The organism is Cytobacillus sp. IB215665, from assembly GCF_033963835.1.
GTDB lineage: Bacteria > Bacillota > Bacilli > Bacillales > SM2101 > Nanhaiella.
Genome location: NZ_JAXBME010000007.1, coordinates 138662 through 156046, shown reverse-complemented (window position 1 = coordinate 156046; position 17385 = coordinate 138662). Strand labels below are relative to the sequence as shown.

The 17385-nt window shown below is 34.1% G+C and carries 14 protein-coding genes; 6 read left to right on the top strand and 8 right to left on the bottom strand.

The annotated features are described in order from the left end of the window. The first annotated feature begins 177 nt into the window (after positions 1 to 177). Complete coding sequence (gene rsgA / locus SLH52_RS11535; protein ID WP_320209425.1) at positions 178 to 1239, top strand: ribosome small subunit-dependent GTPase A; 1062 nt, start codon at positions 178 to 180, stop codon at positions 1237 to 1239. Positions 1240 to 1706: 467 nt separating this feature from the next. Continuing rightward, on the top strand, positions 1707 to 1877 hold the full coding sequence (locus SLH52_RS11530; protein ID WP_320209424.1) for a hypothetical protein: 171 nt from the start codon (positions 1707 to 1709) through the stop codon (positions 1875 to 1877). Positions 1878 to 2136: 259 nt separating this feature from the next. On the opposite strand, the gene SLH52_RS11525 is transcribed toward SLH52_RS11530, so the two are convergent. The 7 genes from SLH52_RS11525 to SLH52_RS11495 all read right to left on the bottom strand — a co-directional run bounded on the left by SLH52_RS11525 (position 2137) and on the right by SLH52_RS11495 (position 9337). Continuing rightward, positions 2137 to 2697: an NADPH-dependent FMN reductase gene (locus SLH52_RS11525; protein WP_320209423.1), complete on the bottom strand. Its 561-nt coding sequence runs from the start codon at positions 2695 to 2697 to the stop codon at positions 2137 to 2139. A gap of 26 nt (positions 2698 to 2723) precedes the next feature. Next, positions 2724 to 3815, bottom strand: coding sequence for a low temperature requirement protein A (locus tag SLH52_RS11520; RefSeq protein WP_320209422.1), 1092 nt, complete (start codon positions 3813 to 3815; stop codon positions 2724 to 2726). A 123-nt stretch (positions 3816 to 3938) separates the two neighbouring features. Beyond that, positions 3939 to 4214: a GNAT family N-acetyltransferase gene (locus SLH52_RS11515; RefSeq protein ID WP_320209421.1), complete on the bottom strand. Its 276-nt coding sequence runs from the start codon at positions 4212 to 4214 to the stop codon at positions 3939 to 3941. Between the two features lie 60 nt (positions 4215 to 4274). After that, positions 4275 to 4682 carry a (4Fe-4S)-binding protein gene (locus SLH52_RS11510; protein WP_320209420.1) on the bottom strand — a complete coding sequence of 136 codons (408 nt, stop codon included), beginning with the start codon at positions 4680 to 4682 and terminating at the stop codon, positions 4275 to 4277. An 838-nt stretch (positions 4683 to 5520) separates the two neighbouring features. Next, a complete protein-coding gene (namA, locus tag SLH52_RS11505) occupies positions 5521 to 6537 on the bottom strand; it encodes an NADPH dehydrogenase NamA (protein ID WP_320209419.1) in 1017 nt (338 codons plus the stop codon). A 508-nt stretch (positions 6538 to 7045) separates the two neighbouring features. Then, positions 7046 to 7804 carry a glycerophosphodiester phosphodiesterase gene (locus SLH52_RS11500; protein ID WP_320209418.1) on the bottom strand — a complete coding sequence of 253 codons (759 nt, stop codon included), beginning with the start codon at positions 7802 to 7804 and terminating at the stop codon, positions 7046 to 7048. Between the two features lie 459 nt (positions 7805 to 8263). After that, a complete protein-coding gene (locus SLH52_RS11495) occupies positions 8264 to 9337 on the bottom strand; it encodes an S-layer homology domain-containing protein (RefSeq protein ID WP_320209417.1) in 1074 nt (357 codons plus the stop codon). A gap of 637 nt (positions 9338 to 9974) precedes the next feature. On the opposite strand from SLH52_RS11495, the gene SLH52_RS11490 reads away from it, so the two are divergent. From SLH52_RS11490 to SLH52_RS11475, 4 genes are all read left to right on the top strand, one after another. Next, positions 9975 to 10130, top strand: a complete 156-nt coding sequence (locus SLH52_RS11490) for a hypothetical protein (protein ID WP_320209416.1) — start codon at positions 9975 to 9977, stop codon at positions 10128 to 10130. A gap of 36 nt (positions 10131 to 10166) precedes the next feature. Next, the gene (locus SLH52_RS11485; protein WP_320209415.1) at positions 10167 to 13487 is read left to right on the top strand and encodes an efflux RND transporter permease subunit; all 3321 of its coding nucleotides are present in this window, start codon (positions 10167 to 10169) and stop codon (positions 13485 to 13487) included. A gap of 186 nt (positions 13488 to 13673) precedes the next feature. Continuing rightward, positions 13674 to 14549, top strand: coding sequence for a TetR/AcrR family transcriptional regulator (locus SLH52_RS11480; protein ID WP_320209414.1), 876 nt, complete (start codon positions 13674 to 13676; stop codon positions 14547 to 14549). Between the two features lie 11 nt (positions 14550 to 14560). Further along, positions 14561 to 15460, top strand: a complete 900-nt coding sequence (locus SLH52_RS11475) for a fumarylacetoacetate hydrolase family protein (RefSeq protein WP_320209413.1) — start codon at positions 14561 to 14563, stop codon at positions 15458 to 15460. A gap of 56 nt (positions 15461 to 15516) precedes the next feature. Here the strand turns inward: SLH52_RS11475 and SLH52_RS11470 are convergent, their stop codons facing one another. Then, positions 15517 to 17376, bottom strand: coding sequence for a DNA ligase D (locus tag SLH52_RS11470; RefSeq protein ID WP_320209412.1), 1860 nt, complete (start codon positions 17374 to 17376; stop codon positions 15517 to 15519). Between the last annotated feature and the right edge of the window lie 9 nt (positions 17377 to 17385).

Genomic DNA, 17385 nt, shown 5'->3' with positions numbered 1-17385 from the left:
CCATAAACATAGCTATATAAGTTTCAATATGCTTTCAATGTGAGAAACGATATGATATGAATGTTTAGCCATGGGCTGTAGTATGCCTATGGTCTTTTTGTGATTTTGGAAAAAAGAAGACAACAAAATTTTTTAACAATAATTTAAAAAACATTCAAACATATCGGAGGAATAACGTTGAATTTATTAACTTTAGGATGGAATAAACAATTTGAAGAAGCATTTTTACCATACAAAAACTCAGAATACTCAGTAGGAAGAGTCGCATTAGAACATAAGCGGATGTACCGAATATTCACAGAGCAAGGAGAACTATTAGGAGAGGTTTCGGGAAAATTTCGTTACAATACTCTTGCTAGAGAAGATTTTCCTGCTGTTGGAGACTGGGTCGTAATTACAACACAACAAAATGAAGATAGAGCTTTAATTCATGCGGTGTTGCCAAGGCAAAGTAAGTTTTCAAGAAAAAGTGCAGGAGAAGTTACTGAAGAGCAAATAGTTGCAACAAATGTAAACTCAATCTTTTTAGTAGCTGCGTTGAATCAAGATTTCAACTTAAGAAGGTTAGAAAGGTATATTTTGCTCACATGGGAAAGTGGCGCTAATCCCGTCATCGTTTTATCTAAAAGTGATTTATGTACGGACATTGAAGAAAAATTAGCAAGAGTAGAAGCTATAGCATTTGGCGTTCCGATCCATGTCATTAGCGCTAAAGAGGATACAGGGATTGAAAGCTTGCAACAATATTTAACAGACGGTCAAACAGTTGCGTTGCTAGGCTCCTCAGGTGCTGGAAAATCTACGCTATCTAATAAACTATACGGCAAAGATGTTCAAGCTGTTCAACAAGTGCGTGAGGGCGATGATCGAGGGAGGCATACGACAACACACCGAGAACTAATCGTGCTCACAACAGGAGGTATTATTATAGATACCCCAGGTATGAGAGAGTTGCAATTATGGGATTCAGAGGATAGTGTGGCACAAAGCTTTCAAGACATAGAAGCACTATCAGAGCATTGTAGGTTTACAAATTGTAAGCATCAGTCTGAACCTGGTTGTGCAGTGTTATCCGCGATTGATCAAGGTGTACTAGAGCAAAGTCGATTTCTCAGCTTTGTAAAAATAAAAAAAGAGCTTGCTTATCTAGAAAGAAAAGCAGATAACAAGGCTAGAATAGCTGAGCGGAAAAAGTGGAAAAAAATAAGTGGCGATAGAACAAGGTTTCATCGTAAGTAAATTTGAATCTTGTTGAAAACTTTGTTCCTATTTTACCTACTTTAGAACAGCAAAGTTTGCTTATAAAAGATGTTACGAATGCTAAATATGTGTTATTACCATATTACGAAAAGTAATAATCAATCCCATAACACTTACGTATACTGGATATTGAGGAATCAGGTGGGAATTTTTATTCCACCTGATTTGTTTGTAGAGCGGAGTTGTATACGAAAATGGTTGAAAATGATACACATGAGTATACATAAAAATTTTGAATCATAAATACCTAAGAGTTAAAAATTTATTTCTACAAAGCAACATTTTGGCTATATGATAACTCTCCATTTCAATAATGACTGCTATGTATGATAAACAATACGGGATTTTATTTAGTCAAAAGTAATAACTATAGGAAGGTTTCACGAAACTAGGGAATGACTAAAAGATAACTAATAATTATTGCAGTATCAGGAGAGGTAAACTACGTGATTTGGTTAATTATTTCAAAAGTTCTAGTAATTTTAGTCGGCTTACATTTTCTTATTACAGGGTATAAAATTAATAAGAACTCACAAAAAAATGAAGTATTCATTAGTCCAAATACATATTATAATGCTTCTTTACTTTTGTATAATGATGATTTACATATAAAATAATTTCTCATCGTACCAAATGGATGAAAAAGCAATAGATTATAAGAAGAAGCCCCTCCAAATAACAATAATATCTGAAGAAGTTTACTAAAAGCGGATCAACTATTTTAACCCCGACTTAAACTAGGACGGGGTTAAAAATACTTTAAAGCTGAGAGTGAAACAAACTATTAATCATTTGTAGACACCTTTTATCGAATTAGATAGAAACTTTTGTACGTGTGCTCTTTAATCATGTAGAGATTTTTTCACGACCTTAAGTTTACTTAAAATTTTTTATCCAATTTTCAAAAGAATGAACGAGCCTTTCTATATATTGACTAGTTCTTTCATCTACTAATTCACCTTGTTCATTAAATAAGCTGTGTACTCCAGATATTAATACTTGCGGTTCCACCATAACTAACGAACGTGTTGAAGTTAAGATTTGTCTTAGTTGAGCCTGAGCCTGTGCAGTACCTGCTCGTCCCGGAGTTCCTCCCATAATTGCTATTGGTTTTTTTAATAAAGGAGCTTCTTTTCCACCTCTAGAAGCCCAATCCAGAGCATTTTTTAATACACCAGGAACGGCTCCGTTATATTCTGGAGTTACAATCAGGAGGGCGTCGGACTCTTGAATAGTTTTTTTAAATTTAGTGACAATCGAAGGGTCTTCATTCTTTTCAAGGTCTTCGTTAAACATAGGGATATCAGACAAGTCGAATGTATTGATTTCCATTTGTTGAGGTGAAAGCCTGATTGCTTCTTGGAGAAGGGCACGATTGTATGATTCTTTTCGTAAACTACCTGCAAATCCTAGAATTTTTGTTTTTTGTGTGTCCATTGGTTTCTTCCTCCTTTAGATACTTTTTAGGTTGTTGTTACTTTAGCATACACTAAAAAGAATATTGCTATTTGCGTCATAAGAATGAGCCTTGGTACTACAAACATGATGTCTATAATAAAAAAGATTGAAATTAAACCTAGGAATAATCCTAAATGATAAATTTTTAAGCGGTGGTGTTCATACCTATACATATGAAAAACCAATGTTGTTGCAAAAAAGTAAAGAATGACAGCAAAGAATAATAATCCGATCATAAACAAATAGTTTAAATCATGCAAATAAATCAAATTGATAGAAGCAGCAATCATACTTAATGTAATGAATATAATAAGGTGTCCATATACAATCAATTGACCTGCAGACTTTATCGATTTGTCTATTTTTTTATCTAAGTTATCAAAATATTGCCACCACATCGCTATAATAACTATAAATGACATAACAGCATAAGAGATGGACTCCAAATCCCCTTTTTCAGGCTGTAGGACGACAATGGTGCTAATAATCAATTCACCGAACAAGATAATTGTCAAAAGCCCAAAGCGTTCTAATAGATGTCCGATGTTAATAGGTGCTTTAACTAAATATTTTCTCCCGAAGATAGGAACTAATATATCCACAAATATACCTAAATAAAATATGACATATCTAATCCATGAATCGAAAAAAATAGAAGAAAAAGATACGATAATTCCAATCCAAAAAAACTTACCTAAAAACTGTGCAGTCTTTTTATGATGTATTGTTTCATACTGTTGTACTATTATATATTGGATAGCTGTTAGTCCTCTTAAACCGATATAACCAACCATGAATGGCACGTAATAGGTATCAAAATCAACCGATAAGCTAGAAGTCATAATTAGAACAAAGAACATTTGTACAATCATATACAACCGTTGATGAACAAAATCTTTCCCGAAACGGTTAATGAATAAAGTTTGACCTACCCATGCCCACCAAATGGGTATCATCATAATAATAAATTTAACAAAATATTCTGTGTGTATAACACCTTCTTCTACATGGATAAGCACGTGTGTTGCAGTTGATATAGCCGCTACAAAAACTAAGTCATAAAATAATTCAAGCCACGTTACCTTTTTTTCTTCCATCCTCATCAACTCTCAGTCTAATCATATTTTTACATACAAAATATATTTAAATATTGTTAGTTAGTAGTTACACATCCTTTGATAAATTACGATGTTTATTTCTTTTAATGTAAGGATTAAACATTAGTGTGCAAGAACATCCCTATAATCTGGCTTCTTATCAAATTGGCTTTTAGCAAATGGACATAAAGGGATAATTTTTTTGTTTTCTTCTCTTGCTAGATTAACTACCTTATCTACTAGTGCTTCTCCAATTCCCTCACCACGTAGTTCGTTTGATACGAAAGTATGGTCAATTATTAAACGCTCCGTACCTGAGTTAACAAAGGTGATCTCTGCAATTAGTTGATCTGCATTTTCGATATAAAATCGATTGACTCCTCTTAATATATTTTTCATTATGCCCCTCCAATAGGTTTTAAGTTGACCTCATTTAATTATGCTGTCCAACTTAAGTTTTTAATTTTCATTTACATGGCTATTATCACAGAATGGACTATTTTTAGAAGAACCACATCCACAAAGAGTTGCACGTGTACATTTAATTGTAGATTCTTTGTGTTTTATCGAGAGGTTCCCTTTTATATAGATAGGACCAATGGAAGGAGCTTCGATGGTTGTCTCATTAGCTGGTGTTTCTTGTTTACCTCCATCTTTCCTAATATACTCTAAAGCACCACTTGGACACCTTTCGATTACTTCAACTATTTTATCTACAGTTTCGCCATCTGCATTAATCCACGGTCTTTTTTTTAGGTTGAAAACTTTGGGTAGTCCTCTAACACATTTCGCAGCATGAATACATCTTTCTTTGGAAAATGTAACGTCAATGGATTCCCCGGTATACCGCTTTTTTTCTACACTCATATTTATTTCACTCCTATAATACAAATTGGTTCGAACTTTAATTAGATACAGTGATTATTGTAAGAATAAATAGAAAATTAATACTTCACGATTGCCACTAACCTGAGTTTTAAATGAATATAACATGAGACCTATCCTTATCCGATTTATAATTCTTTGGCTTCAATTTCATTGACTATATTATATTCCCCCTTTAAATATAGTTTTGGTAAGCAATTCAGAATTCAGCGGTTCTAAATTTCTTCCACAAAAGAATGGTTGTGAAATTATCTCGAATTAATAATATCTTAATTCGAGATAATTATATGATTAAACTTCCCTCATGTCAACTATACGTATAAACTGATTGTTAAAAAGTAGTATGTATAATGACACAAATATAAGTTAAATTTGTTTTATTAATGAAACAAAGAGGCTACATTCCGTTTTAATAAATGATGATTTACTATTCGGTTGAAAAGAGGTGACTTTGAGTTTGCTAGGAATATAATAAAAATTCCATTAAAGATTATGAAATAGCATAGTTTGTAAAGGGTGGTTGTAGAAGCACAATTTTTGGGGTGGTTGTAAATGGGATATTAGTTCAACAGTCCTGTCATTAAGAAAGAACTTTTTGATGATGAGGCTAATATAATGTCATGAACCTCAATTACTATGAGTCTGTTAATTATACATTCAAAAATTGAAACTCTCATCGTAAACGATGAGAGAACTATGGAATAGTCAATAGTTCCCTCACTATAGTTAAGATTAATACAGAATTTCTAATAATCCCAATCTCAAAATTAGGGATCTAGTTATATTGATAAACTTATAAATAAAAATGTTATAGGATAGATTACCATGCACGGCTGTACTGGCCAGGACCTTCAACTGTTACCCCTAATTCTTGAGCAGCTGTTTTAGGCCAATATGGGTTGCGTAATAATTCACGACCGATGAAAATTAAATCTGCACGGCCATTTTTAAGAATTTCTTCTGCTTGTATGCCAGTTGTAATTAAGCCAACTGCACCTGTTTGGATATGAGCGTTTCGTTTAATGGTTTCTGCATAAGGGACTTGATAGCCAGGAAATACATCAAATCTAGTTGGAATTACAGCGCCTGAGCTACAATCAATTAAATCAACGCCTTGTGCTTTCATCATCTGAGCAATTTGAACATAATCTTCAATAGAATTTCCTTGATTATCATAATCATTAGCTGAAACTCTTACAAATAATGGTCCAGACCATTCTGATTTGACAGCATCAATTACTTCTTTCAAAAAACGATAACGTTTTTCTAAATTTCCACCATACTCATCGGTCCGTTTATTAGTTAGTGGAGAGAGAAACTCATTTAATAAATAGCCGTGAGCAGAATGGATTTCAATAATATCAAATCCAGCCTCTTTAGCTCGGCGAGCTGCCAAAGCAAATGCGTGAATTACATCTTCAATGTCGGCTTTAGTCATTTCAATAGGCACGCGACTTTTATGATCAAAAGCAATGGCTGATGGTCCATAAATTACCCCTTCAACTTGAGACTTTCTTCCTGCATGTGCAAGTTGAATAGCTGCATGTGAGCCATTCATATGTAATTGATTTGTAAGTTGTTTGAGACCTTCAACGTGAGCAGCATCCCAAATACCTAAATCATTTGCAGATATCCTACCTTCTGGTTTCACTGCGGTTGCTTCAATCATGACTAAACCCACTTGTCCAACGGCTCGGCTAGTATAATGAGTAAGATGCCAATTTGTTACTTTCCCATCTTCCTCAAAACATGAATACATACACATTGGAGACATTACAATTCTATTTTTTAAAGTAACACTTTTTATAATGTGCGGAGAAAATAGAGCTGACTCCATCCTACACGCCTCCTAACCAAATTAATTAAATATAGTATATCATTTCATATATTAAATAACACGAAAGATGATTGTAAGGCTCTTTTCGTAAACTTTGTTGTCTTTGTTACCAAATTAGTACCATTAAAGGTGATTTTTTGTGTTAGTCATCGCTGTATAAAAGAAAAGATGCCAAGAACAATAGTTTTGAACGTGTTGATTTCTTAATACGAAAAACAATAATCAATGCAACAGCCATACATTAGGATATTGGCGCTCTTTCCAAATACTTTGTTGTTATTGTACTAACAATGGATAGCATGATGAGTTTTAAGAGAGAACTCAATAATCAAAACAGTAGATAGTGATATATGTGCTTATATCTTAGAACGAAAAGTAACATTTTACGAACATATCTAAAAAGTAAGAAGGCACAATCTCTAAGTGTCTATATGGCTATTACGTTTTCTGAAAAATTATAATCAATGCGACTCCAGTCTGGATACTAGAAGTAAACATAAAAAAACCATTAAAAAAGAAATCTCTTTTTAATGGAGGAGGACATCTTTTTTCTAATTTTAACAGCTGTATTAGGAACATCAGTAATGATTCCATCAACTTTCCATTTGTAGTACAAACGAATAGATAATGGTCTATTGACTGTATAAGTTCTAAGGGTCACATTTTCTTTACGACATTCGTCAACAAATTGCTTGCTTAAGAGGTTATGCTTGACATGAATACTCCTTGTGCCAGCATTTTTTGCACTTTCCCATGCTTTTTGTAATCTAGAGGACACTAAAAATGCTGTATCTAGCTGAGGATCAATCTTCATAACATTTTTAATACTATGATGATTAAATGAAGAAATGACTGTTCGGTCATCTACTTTGTATGCCTTTAACATGTCACAAACAATTTGTTCAATGCCTTTATATTCGATGAGGGAATTTTTCAATTCCAGATTTAATAGCATTTTTGTAGTTGAAAACCAGCTTAAAAAGTTATCTAAAGTTGGAATTTTTTCACCCATATGCAAAGGCGTAAACCAGCTTCCCGCATCTAACTCTTCCAATTCTTTTGCAGTGTAGTCTTTTACGTAACCAACGCCGTTTGTCGTCCTATTTAATGTTTCATCGTGAATAATCACAGGGATATTATCTTTTGATAATTGAACATCAAGTTCAATCCCATCTGCACCAAGCTCTTCTGCAGTTATGAATGCAGTCATCGTGTTTTCAGGAGCTAATTTACTTGCTCCTCGATGGGCGTATACGAGGGTAGACATAAACCTCCCACCTTTTTTTATAATATTATACGCATGTAAGAAATAGAAAGTGAGTAAAGTAAAGGCTCTTTTCGAATCCAATGTTGCTTTTTTTCACTTACATTAGAGTAATTGTTTTTAGAGAAGGAAAGGTGCACCGAACGTTAGTTACATTCGTATTTGGCTCTTATTACGGAAAGCAACAATTAATAAGAAAACATCCAATATAATCAATTTAATTAAAATTACTGAGAGAATGTGATCTGATAATTATCTTACCACACTTCTTCCTATTTTCTCCAAAACTTACAACAACAAAATAATGATTTTTTGTAAATGTGAAAAAATATTAGTGACTAAAGAAATGATGAGGAATATACAATTGAGGTATTTGAAAAAGGTTGTTATCCTACTTAAGCACATCACTAATACAAAAGCAGGATAACTCTCTGTAATTAACTAAATAATGTCTTATTTATCTTACTCAGCACTTGGGGAAAAAGCGTAGATTTTCCATGTTTCTTCTTGAATATCTTTTTTCAAGTAGTACTTACCTTCAGCATTTTTAGTGGATGTTACATCCAAATCCAAATCACTGTTTTTAATCTTGATTTCATAGTTCAAATCCTTGATTTGTACTGTAACGTATCTATCAGTTGATGTTGTTACCGATAAAGAAAAATTGTTGTCCGCACTTATTGTAAATTCATCAACTTCTTCTTTCATTTGTTTAACAAGTGATTTATAGCTCTCAACAGCCGCTATTCCTTGAGCTTGATAATAGCCGAGCGAGTCATTTATATATAATTGCTCTAACTCATTAAATGATTGGTTTGTCGATAATTCATTCTCATTCTCTATATATGATCTTAGTAACGAGGTAATTTCATCATTAGTCGGTACGTTTGCTAGCTCTTGATTTAATGCTCTATAGACCATTACTACTGATTGAGCTCTTGTTGCATGGTCCCTAGGTTTGAAAGTTTCATCATCGTACCCTTTAACAATTCCTTGTGCACTTGCTTTTTCTATGACATCATACGCCCAGTATGAGTTTGTAACGTCCGTGAACGATTTTTCGTTGCTTTGTTCAAAAGATATTGTACTTTCAAATGCACGTACGATCATAGCTGTTAGTTGGTCTCTTGTGATTTTTTCATACGGCGCAAAGCTGCCATCTTCCTTCCCATTAACAATGCCAAGGTTACTTGCAACATTTACATATTCATAAAACCAATCGTCAGTTGTGACATCAGTAAATGTTTTACCCTGAAGGTTAGTTTGTAAACCCATTGCATTAACGAGTATTTTTACAAATTGTGAACGGGTAACATTGTCATTAGGTCTTATTTCCATATCATCTTGGTTATTTAAATAACCGTTAATAATGTCGGCTTGAATAAAATGATTTATTTCATTGTATGCCCAATAATCTTCCTCCAAATCAGTTGGAAGATACGCAGAAACAGGTTTGTCTTGAGCAAAAACAGTCTGCATAGGAACACTTAACATGACAAGTACAAAAGCTAAGAAGATTTTAGTATATTGAAACATCGCTTTCTCCTTTCTAAACAAATGTTGTTACATATAAATTTTATCTTGGTAGAGAATGTAAATCATTATTAAAATAATGGAAAATCAAGAGTGATAAGGAGTCAAGTGTTAAATGTTGACTCCCTTTTAGTAAACTTCACTAATATTACGTTTGTAAAAATTTAAAGCAACTGTTATCGTGTTGTAGAAGAAAAGCTAAGAGGATTAGTAGTTTTATACGGATTCAAAATTAGTTACTCCTTTCACATTGATTGTTATACTTCGTTAAGAAGTAAACACCTAAACAACTAGAGTTTGTCAAGCTGTTAAAAACTATTTCTAATTTATTTACTTTGATGACAATGGCAACAAAGTTTCATAAAGACCATAATTAACATAACAACAATAAATTACGAAATTATCCAGTGCTTATTATTTGAACCGACCAGTCATTTGTTGTAAGATATAATCGTGACTTATTAGTCATATGTAAAGTAAAAAAGGATGAATATGAATTGTTGGTGAGCTAGTACATAAATTAATTTTGGTGTTTTGGAAAGTTATATTACGTGTGACTTTCCCCTTGTATGCAAGCTTTTGCTCGTGTTTGTGATGAAATGCACGTGATGGAGGTAAAAATTGAAGGGAGCGATGACTGATGGGTCAATTTAAAGATCGGTCCGAAAAATTAATTGCAGAGTTGATTAAACAAGGAGTGAAGATAGAGCTATCAAAACCGAGAGCGGATTTATCTTCACATAAGACATTCAATGAAATGACTAGTAAACAGTCGACAATTATTCATGATTGCTAAACAATAATAGATGAAAGTATCGGAAGGGGAGCAAAAATGAAAATAAGTGATTTTTCAATTAGGAGGCCTGTATTTACACTAGTATCTATGTTACTAGTTATTATATTAGGCTTTGTTTCACTGTTAAATATTCCACTAAAATTAATACCTGATATTAAACCGCCAATCGCTGTTGTAGTTGCATCATATCCTGGTGCGAATCCAGCAGAGGTAGTTGAAAAAGTAACGAAACCACTTGAAACTAATCTTTCGACGCTGCCTGGGCTAAAGACGTTAACTTCAACATCACAGGAGAGTGCAAGTTTAACGTTAATGGAATTTTCATGGACGACTTCTATTGAGGATATTGAAAACGAAGTCCGCAGTAGAATTGATCAGACACAACTTCCTGACGATGCAGGAAAACCAAGCTTTATGAAGTTTGATCCATCACAGTTTCCAATTATCCAAATGTCTGTAACAGCAAATTCTAATGATAAAGAAGAATTGCAAAGTTTAGCAGATGGACTATCTCAGGAATTAACAAAGATTGAAGGAATTGCAAGTGTTAATTTATCTGGGAATACGATAGACGAAATTAAAGTTGAGCTTGACCAAGACTTACTCCAGCAGTATTCATTAACTCAAAATGATATTGTTGATCTTATGAAAGCACAAAATATTTCATTGCCTGGAGATACGATATTAACTGATGGGAAGGAGCTAACTACTAGGGTTATAAGCTCGATCACATCAGTGGATATGCTGAAGGACATCGCAATTTCAGTAGATCCAGCTACTGGTGAAAAAGTTACTCTTGGTGATATAAGTGAAGTGAAAGTTGCTCCACAAAACGAAGATACAATCACACGTGCAAATCAGGAGCCTGCTTTACTTGTTAGTGTACTACAACAATCTGACGCAAACACTGCATCCGTTTCAGCTGCGTTTAAAGAAAAACTTGATGACATACTTGGTAAAGAGAAATACGAGGACGTAGAAGCCCAAATTTTATTTGACCAAGGTGATTTTATACAAGTGGCGATTGATAATATATCTACTACGCTTATACTAGGTGGACTATTTGCGATGGTCGTATTATTCTTCTTCCTTCGCAGTGTGAAAAGCCCGTTTATTATTGGTGTTGCAATACCGTATTCAGTTATATTAACTTTTGTACTCATGTATTTCTCAGATTTTTCATTAAACATCATGACACTAGGTGGACTTGCACTAGGAATTGGGATGTTAGTAGATAACTCGATAGTTGTTATTGAAAACATATACCGGCATTTATCAATGGGTAAAGACCCAAAAGAAGCAGCCTCTCATGGTGTGAAGGAAGTAGCCGGTGCCATTACAGCTTCAACATTCACAACTATTGCGGTCTTTGTTCCAGTTGTCTTTATTACAGGGATTATCGGTGAATTGTTTACTGAATTTGCAATGACTATTGCATTTAGTTTGTTTGCATCATTAGTCGTAGCATTAACAGTAGTACCGATGCTTGCAAGCCGAATGTTAAAAGCACCAAAAGAAAATAAAGAGAAAGTACGTAGAGAGTCTCCTTTTATGAAAGGTCTTGATCGTGCAATTAAGTGGGCTCTTCGTCGTAGAGCTGTTGTAATAATTACTGCTTTCGTATTCTTAGGCTCAGGACTCTATGGTATTACAACTGTAGGGATGGAATTTTTACCAAAAACTGATGAAGGCTTCTTTTCTATATCGGTTGAGTTGGAAAATGGAACAGCGCTAACTGAAACAGACAAAGTAGTTGAACAAATTGAAAATGTGTTAGCAGATGAAGACGATGTTGATGTATATGTCAGTTTGCTTGGCTCTACTCAAGAAAATTCATTTAGAGGGACTAGTCAAGGGAATATAGCAGAAATCTCTGTAAAAATGAAGGACTTTGATAATAGAGAGCGTTCTACATTCCAATTTGTTGATGATGTGAAACGTGAGATTGAAAAAGAAGCTGAAAGAGTAAACCCCACGGCAGAAGTTTCATTCAATTTACAATCAACTACTGGTTCTGCGCCAAATACACTTTCTTTTAGTGTGAAAGATACTGATAAGCAGCGACTAGAAGATGCAGTAACAAAAATTAATGATGAACTTCTTACAATAGATGATGTAACAGAGCTTACAACTGATTTAAGTGATACTGTGGAAGAAGTACAAATGACAGTTGATCGTGAAAAAGCATTTGCTAATGGCTTAGCACCAGCTCAAATTGCTATGGCTGTTAACAATGTGACACGTGGAGTTAATGCAATTAGAATTACCGATGAAAATAATGAAATATTTAACGTACACGTTAGCTATGATAAAGACATTACATCTAACCTAGATCAATTAAAAACTTTGTTAGTGAAGAAGCCTGACGGTTCATATATTCCTGTTGAAGATGTTGCTGATATTACAATTGGTGAAGGTCCTGTCAACATACAGAGAATCAATGAGCAAAATGCAGTGCAATTTACTTTGAAATATTCAAATTCAACCAATTTGAGTACAATCTCTAGCGAAGTAGATGAAAAGATAGCCGATTTAGATTTAAATGATGAAACTGAGATTACGTTCGGTGGAGATCGAGACCTACTAGAATCTTCAATCGATGATATGGTATTTGCGTTTATTTTAGCGATTGTTTTTGTTTATTTAGTCATGGCAGCTCAATTTGAATCATTAAAATACCCGTTTGTAATTATGTTTACCGTTCCATTAATGGTCATTGGGGTATCCATTGGCTTAACAGTTACTAGAGTTCCTGTGAGTTTAATGGCAATTATTGGTTTAATTGTATTAGCTGGTATTGTTGTTAATAATGCGATTGTATTGATCGATTACATTAATCAGAAGAAGAGTGATGGATATAAGACGTATGATGCAATCGTAGAAGCGGTTAAGGTTAGGACGCGCCCAATATTAATGACTGCTACAACGACTATACTAGGTTTATTCCCGTTAGCACTTGGGCTTGGAGAAGGTACGGAAATGAATCAACCGATGGGTATTACAGTAATTGGTGGGTTAATAAGTAGTACATTCCTGACATTATTCGTCATTCCAGTTGTGTATAGCTTCTTTGATAAAGAGACGAGACGACTGAACAAAAAATACGCTACACCTGATGGTCATCTTATTCCGGCATATTTATTAGATGAAATTCACGAAAAACCAGAAATCAAAGAACAAGCTGAACAATTACCACCAGTTGATGAGACAATTTATAGCGAGGATAATTTACCAGTAGTTGAACAAAAAGAACACAAAAACGAAGACATGGTAAATATGCTCGAAAATATATTAAAGATTGTAAAGGATCAAGAAGAGAAAAAGAATGACAACCTTGAAGACGATAAAGAGAAATAAAATCTTCAAGACTACAATGAAAAATGTAAAATAGGTGGAGTCGCCTAACTCCACCTAAAACTCAATCAACCTAAATAATGTTGGAGGGTTTTCTTCCTTTTAACTATTAATTTAATTGTAAGAAATTATGCTGTCCTCCTATAAAGGTACAGCCCCTCTCATTTTAAGGATATAGGAAGTGATTGGATGAAAGATAAAAAAATATTCATCCTAGAAACTGCGATGAAATTGTTTGCGCAAAATGGATACCATAACACCTCAATGCAGGAAATTGCTCATGAAAGTGGCGTGGCGAAAGGATCATTATATAATTATTTCTCATCTAAAGAAGAACTGTTTTTGTCAATTTTTAAGCATTTTTATGAGCATTTTACAAAACAAATGTCTGAGCAAATCAACGATGAAATCAAATCTGAAAGAGATCGTTTTATTATTCAAATCCATCGCCAACTAAAAGAATTTACAAAGTATCGAGACTTTTTACAAATGCATATGAGAGAGAAAGCCTTTCCAGAGAGGGGCAAAATAAAAACTTATTTATTTCAAATGCGAATCGAAATGTATCGCTGGTACAAAAGTCGCATTCTTGCTATTTATGGAGATGATATTCGTCCATTTGCTTTCGATTTAACTGCTATGTTCAGTGGAATGCTCGTAGAATATTTATCCTTTCTCATATTTGACTATCAAAAACTTGATTTAGAGAAACTAGCTGGATACTTAGTAGATCGATTGGATGACCTTGTAAAAAGTGTTGCAATTAAGCATGAGGTTATTATTAATGAGGATTCAATACGTCAATACTTTAGTCACCTTACAAATGATAAATATCAAGAAATCGTCCATATGATTTTGCAAATGAAGGAAATAATTATTGATGCAAATTTATCAAATGATGATGAGAAGCACGCGCTAGAGACGTTAGAAGTGTTACTAACGCAGTTTCAAAACAATGATGAATCTCCGAGAGTAGGAGTAGTACAAGGGTTATTGCTTTTTTTAGAAAAACTACAGATAGATGACTTGATGAAGTATATTACATCTATTCGCAGTTTGATATAGGAGGGGAAAGTATGCGCTTTGTGACGGCAAAAAAGGCTGACCGCTTATTTGTAGGTACTGTTAATAAAGAAATGACAGAAGTGCTAGATTTAAACGCTGCTGAACAGGAAGCTTTTGCTGATAAGTTACTTCCAACAACATTACTCCAGTGTATCCAACTTGGTCATAAGTTTGAAGAACGTGTTCAACAGATAGCAAAATGGGCTAAGCAGAACAACAACAATGTTTACAATTTAAATGATGTAGAGTTGTTAGCTCCTATCCCTCGACCATCGAAGAATGTATTTTGTGTCGGTAAAAACTATGCTGACCATGCGATAGAAATGGGAAGTGTAGCGGATATTCCAACCGATGTAATGATGTTTTCTAAAACTCCAACGACTGTCATTGGTACTAATGAAATCATATTAAACCATCGACATATAACTAACCAGCTCGATTATGAAGGGGAGCTTGCAGTCGTTATCGGTAAGAAGGGGAAGGGCATCTCAGAAGATGAGGCATTAGATTACGTATTTGGATATACAATTGTTAATGATATTACTGCGAGAGATTTGCAAGCGCGGCATAAGCAGTTCTTACTAGGAAAAAGCTTGGACACTTCATGTCCAATGGGACCAGTAATCGTTCATAAATCGCTTGTCAAGGAGCCGAACCAATTAAATATTGAGACGAGAGTAAATGATGAGATACGTCAGAGTGCAAATACAAAACAATTTATTTTTTCTATTGAAAAGATTATTTCAGTACTATCTCAAGGTACAACGCTAGAGCCAGGAGATATTATTGCGACAGGAACACCAGCAGGTGTCGGCAAAGGCTTTACCCCTCCTAAGTTTTTACAACCTGGTGATGTTGTAGAAGTAACTGTAGAAGGAATAGGTACTTTATCCAACTCCATTGAAGAATAGATTATGTTATATAACTTATCATGTGGTTTGCTGAAAAAGATATGGATTAGCAACATCTACAATAAACTCTTATTAGACCCTAAAAATTTTAATATTTGTTCAAATGGCTGTTTATTTTCTACTTGATAAAAAGTATAAAATGGACAGCCTTTCGTTGTTACTCTTTTTATGATGGATTCCATTGGAAAATGCTCAATTTTTAATTGATGATTTACCTCATCCCAAAAAAGAGGCGTTGCCACATATGCACCTTCATTTCCTCTTACGGAATATGGTGCAATAATTGTTTTACCTTCAGCGTGCTGAACATAGTCGATATATAAGCGATTTTCCCGCTTTTTTTTCAAACGCTCTACCGTAAATTTCTGTGGTTCATTTTCTATTAAAAAATTTGCAATAAATCGAGTAAATAGTCGTGTATCATGATAAGAAAAAGTGTTGGGTGGTAATGGGATATATACTTGTAATCCTTTATTTCCTGATGTTTTCACAAACGATTGTAGCTGTAATTGATCGAATATTTTCTTCATCAATAGAGCTGCTTGAACAGCCAGTTTAAAATATTGCCTAGAGGGGGGGTCAAGATCAAAAACAATTTCACTTGGGCCCGTTGACTTAATGTCTTTAAAAGGGACGTGAAATTCAATTGCAAGTTGATTCCCAAGCCATGCTAACGTTTCAGAATTGTTACATAAGATGTAAGTAATATCTTCATTTTTAAAAGTTTGAACAAAATCAGGAGCATATGCTGGACAGTTTTTTTGATAAAACTTTTCACCATATATCCCGTGTGGGTAGCGGATGGTAGTTAGTAACCGATTTTGCAAAAATGGAAGCATGTAGCTGGAGATTCTGTTTAAATAATCGAGATAATCGTGTTTAGTAATAAATCTTTCTTTCCATAATCTTTTTCCTGGGTTTGTTACTTGAACAACAGTAGTTGATTCAGGCTGGTTTAGCTGTTGTACAACGTGAAGCTTTTCCCATGTGCATTCATTTACATTTAAATCCGTTAAAAAGCTTGAAAATATTGGTTGTCTTATAGTGCCATTATAGATTTCAAGATATTTTAGCTCTACACATATACTAGGCTGGATGCAAATAAATTGAGTTGTTTCAGCTTGTTTGTTGTCTTGAATTACTTGAGAAAGTGTAGCTCTTTCAACAGGACTCAAGCCGTGCGAAAATAAACCTATTTCGTAAATGCTACCCTCACGAAAGAGACCTACGTGAAAATAGCCATTTGATTTTTCATATTTTGTCACAAAAAACTGACCTATTTTCCAGTTTTTTACCTTTATCCAACGCGTCGTTCGTTTCCCAGCTTCCCATTTACTATGTATTTGTTTCGCAATCAGCCCTTCACCGTTATGTAACTGCACTTCATTCCATAAGGAATCAAAATGACAAGATTCACTAATAAGTTGAATAAGATTCTCCTTATCCATTGTGACAGTAGTAGGTAGAGCAAGCTGTGAAAATAAGTGATATAATTGTTCCTTCCGTTTAACATAAGGTAGATGTGTCGTCATTTTACCGCTATATTGTAGCAAATCAAATACTAAAAAATGGGCTGGGGCCTGGATAAGGCTGTGTTTAATTCTTTCTTGATCTTTTAAGCGGCCTCTAAATTGAATTTTTGAGAAATTAGCTTTTATTGTTGAATCCAATATACATAGTTCACCATCTAAGATGAGAGGAAGAAATGACTCAATCTTCTCCAGCCTCATGCTCTCGACAAATGATTTTATTTCAGGGAATTGGTTTATTAAATTATTCCCGTTACGACTCATTAACTTACATTCATTATGATCAATAAACAATAGGCCTCGAAAACCATCATATTTGACTTCATAAGTCCATTCCTCTCCTTTTGGAGGGGTAAATGACAACGTTGGAAGCATCGGCTTTATCATTAAAACTAT

Bases quoted from the DNA above. Each gene is read 5' to 3' on its own strand.
- namA (WP_320209419.1), bottom strand. From the start codon at position 6,537: ATGGAGTCAGCTCTATTTTCTCCGCACATTATAAAAAGTGTTACTTTA.
- SLH52_RS11475 (WP_320209413.1), top strand. From the start codon at position 14,561: ATGCGCTTTGTGACGGCAAAAAAGGCTGACCGCTTATTTGTAGGTACT.
- SLH52_RS11510 (WP_320209420.1), bottom strand. From the start codon at position 4,682: ATGAGTGTAGAAAAAAAGCGGTATACCGGGGAATCCATTGACGTTACA.
- SLH52_RS11495 (WP_320209417.1), bottom strand. From the start codon at position 9,337: ATGTTTCAATATACTAAAATCTTCTTAGCTTTTGTACTTGTCATGTTA.
- SLH52_RS11520 (WP_320209422.1), bottom strand. From the start codon at position 3,815: ATGGAAGAAAAAAAGGTAACGTGGCTTGAATTATTTTATGACTTAGTT.
- SLH52_RS11490 (WP_320209416.1), top strand. From the start codon at position 9,975: ATGGGTCAATTTAAAGATCGGTCCGAAAAATTAATTGCAGAGTTGATT.
- SLH52_RS11480 (WP_320209414.1), top strand. From the start codon at position 13,674: ATGAAAGATAAAAAAATATTCATCCTAGAAACTGCGATGAAATTGTTT.
- SLH52_RS11485 (WP_320209415.1), top strand. From the start codon at position 10,167: ATGAAAATAAGTGATTTTTCAATTAGGAGGCCTGTATTTACACTAGTA.
- SLH52_RS11500 (WP_320209418.1), bottom strand. From the start codon at position 7,804: ATGTCTACCCTCGTATACGCCCATCGAGGAGCAAGTAAATTAGCTCCT.
- SLH52_RS11470 (WP_320209412.1), bottom strand. From the start codon at position 17,376: ATGATAAAGCCGATGCTTCCAACGTTGTCATTTACCCCTCCAAAAGGA.
- SLH52_RS11515 (WP_320209421.1), bottom strand. From the start codon at position 4,214: ATGAAAAATATATTAAGAGGAGTCAATCGATTTTATATCGAAAATGCA.
- SLH52_RS11525 (WP_320209423.1), bottom strand. From the start codon at position 2,697: ATGGACACACAAAAAACAAAAATTCTAGGATTTGCAGGTAGTTTACGA.